Annotated in this window: 3 protein-coding genes; all 3 read right to left on the reverse strand. The window is 45.9% G+C overall.

Translation table 11 applies throughout. The features are described from left to right. Positions 1–250 precede the first annotated feature (250 nt). Positions 251–394: a hypothetical protein gene (locus Q7V48_07565; GenBank protein MDO9210590.1), complete on the reverse strand. Its 144-nt coding sequence runs from the start codon at positions 392–394 to the stop codon at positions 251–253. Between the two features lie 910 nt (positions 395–1,304). Continuing rightward, positions 1,305–1,877 carry a flavin reductase family protein gene (locus Q7V48_07570; GenBank protein MDO9210591.1) on the reverse strand — a complete coding sequence of 191 codons (573 nt, stop codon included), beginning with the start codon at positions 1,875–1,877 and terminating at the stop codon, positions 1,305–1,307. 361 nt (positions 1,878–2,238) lie between these two features. Continuing rightward, a partial coding sequence (locus Q7V48_07575) for a penicillin acylase family protein (GenBank protein MDO9210592.1) occupies positions 2,239–2,785 on the reverse strand: 547 nt, incomplete at its 5' end.

The raw sequence follows: 2,785 nt of genomic DNA on the forward strand, positions 1-2,785 counted from the left end.
GGCATATTGCATCCTCGTGGCGCAGCTATATATTGGGGTATCCCCTTAAGCTAACTTTTATCCCATTCCATTCTTAAGCCTCTAAACAGACAAGTCCTATTAAAAGCCTAATATTCATGATAGAATTTAAAAAGTGGTGAAAGAGTCTATTATGAAAAACATAAGAAAGAGGCCCCTTAAGGCTGATCTACATCTTCACACAGCGGAAGATCCCCTCGACTGCGTACGATATACGGCCAAAGAGTTTATCTCAAAAGCTGCCGATGAAGGTTTTGACGTGATTTCCATCACCAATCATCACCGAATGACCTTCAATCAGGACCTTTTTTCCCACGCACAGGCAAGGGGTATCCTCCTCATACCCGGTATAGAAATGACGATTCAGAGACGGCATGTCCTCGTTTTAAACCCTCCCCCGTATAAAATATGTTCAGATTTTTTCTCCCTTTCAAAACTGCGGCGTCCAGAAACCTTAATCATTGCTCCACACCCCTATTTCCCGGGAACATACTCTTTAAACGGATACCTTTTGAAGCATCTGAATCTCTTCGACGCGCTCGAATATTGCCATTTTTATTCCCAAATGATCAATTTTAACCTCAGAGCCGTAGAAGTATCCCAAGCCTTTGGATTTCCATTAGTCGGAAACTCAGATGCTCATTTCCTCTCTCAACTGGGAGCGACCTATTCGTTAATTTATGCGGAGAAGAATCTTGAAGCAGTTTTTGCAGCCATTCGGCAGAATAAGGTCAAAATCATAAGTCGCCCACTTAAAAACTTAGAGATGGGATCGATTGCGAATAGATTCCTTAGAATGAAGCTTCGAGCTACAATAATGAAACACCGACCACATCAAAATCTTCGATTCAAAAAATTTAAGGGAATGTGACAGTCACCCTCTCCGATTTTGGCCTCTTTGGCCATCGACCTCAATGGGTGGAAATGTAATTTCGTGCCGGAGGCGAGCAGCATATCCAGAGAGGAAGGAAAATAATTCAACAAAATAAAAAAAGAAATTTTGGAAAGTGAAGTCAGTAAAACCGTTTTAAACCAAGGAGCTAATTTTTAATAAGGGTTTTTCGACAGGCTCGCTATCCGTCTTCAGTTTTTTAAGTCCTAAAAAGTTTTGATTTCCAAACCCCCATATGCGCAATATTCTTCTCCAGAGGGTGGGTTCTTTTTTTGGCAAGCAAATCAGCAGTTTTAGAAGCCCAGTATCACCCCCAAAATGTAGTGGGGCCATGGGTCCATTTGATCTTGTGTTTAAAATTTGACGTAAGGAGGAGACAAAAAACATATAGGCCTTAATCCAGCTTACCTTTGGTAAAACCATACCTGCCAATTCTCTCCCCCAGGCTCCAGTATTCCATTGCTCCCGCGCAGAAAGCAAAAAGCTTGGCCTTGCCAATGTCGATTCGTCCTTTCTCATCCTGGATCTCCGTGTCCATATGGACAGCCACCACCTCTCCCAGGAAAAGATCATGGCTCCCCAGGGCGAGAACCTGCTTCACCCGGCATTCGAGGTTCACCGGACACTCTTTGATCAGGGGGGCCTTTATCTTTTCCGCAGGCATGGGGGTAAGTTGGGTCGTTGAAAATTTATCCAGCTTGCTTCCAGAGACGACACCGCAAAAATCCATCTCCTTTAAAATTGCGGTAGTGGGAAGGTTGGCCACAAATTCGCCTGTCCTCTTGATGATCGCGTACGAGTGCCGCTCCGGACGGATGGCGATCGAAATCATCGGTGGGTCGGAGTTGGCCACTCCCACCCAGGCCAAAGTAATGATGTTCGGCTTCACTCCTTCATCCTGGCAGCTGACTAAAACTACGGGGGTTAATAAAACGGCGCTTGTCGGCTTCAAACTTTTCTTAGGCATTTTTTCCTCCCATGAATCCTTTTTCATTTACAGGCGGCCTTTATATCTATTGGGCTCGCCCGCTATATTCCGTTGGAGAGCCAGTAGCCTCCGGCACTTAGGCCCCCTTTTTGCAGAATTGAACCGAATATACTAAAGATGGGCTTTTCTTGCAAGATCTACAATCCCACTCCGCCGCCGCCGACTCTCTCCGTTTGGAAAGGTCAATTCTTTAGGCAAGGAATATTGATTCCTGCTTCTATGTGGTTTATTTATACCCCGAAGAACTGATCAAAAAACCCTGCATAGCATCTAAGCGCCTATCAACTACACCCTTCCTCCCAAGTGATTTTTGAAGTTAGGGGTAAGAGCAATAGGCAAGCTAAGGTTTAAGGAGAAGCGTGGTCTTCTTATGTTCTTGAATCGCTTTGTCGCTGAACCACCAGTAAACCTTGTCGCCATTGATGAAGGCCTTAATCTGATCTTTATTGTGGGGATGGAAGAGGCGGCCGGAGACACCCCCCGGTAAAACTGCCAACACCTTGTCGTCATCGCTTAAGTCAACTACCATCCTTAGGGAAGCCGAAAGCGTAACCCTGAATGGATCCTTAAACTCATAAATACCCCGACAGAGAGTCTCCCCGGAGCCGAGGAAGGAGTAAGGGCCGTCCCCTAACAGCCCCTTTCCAAACCCCTCGCGCCGGATAGGGCTTACAAATTCGATGGTATGCATCTTACCCCACTTCCATTCCTTGGGATCCTTGCCGAGGGAGGCCCGGAGTTTATTTACCGCAGTCAAGGCGGCTTGATGGAAAAGGGTGTCCCTGGTTTCTTTGACATCTTTGGTTAGGATATTATCAAACCAGGACGACGTTCCTTCGAGCACCATCTGCTGCAGCCTTTCCTGCCAAAAATACCAATTATTCAGC

The organism is Deltaproteobacteria bacterium (assembly GCA_030654105.1).
Classification (GTDB): Bacteria; Desulfobacterota; SM23-61; order SM23-61; family SM23-61; genus JAHJQK01.

Bases quoted from the DNA above. Each gene is read 5' to 3' on its own strand.
- Q7V48_07570 (MDO9210591.1), bottom strand. From the start codon at position 1,877: ATGCCTAAGAAAAGTTTGAAGCCGACAAGCGCCGTTTTATTAACCCCC.
- Q7V48_07565 (MDO9210590.1), bottom strand. From the start codon at position 394: ATGCCGTCTCTGAATCGTCATTTCTATACCGGGTATGAGGAGGATACC.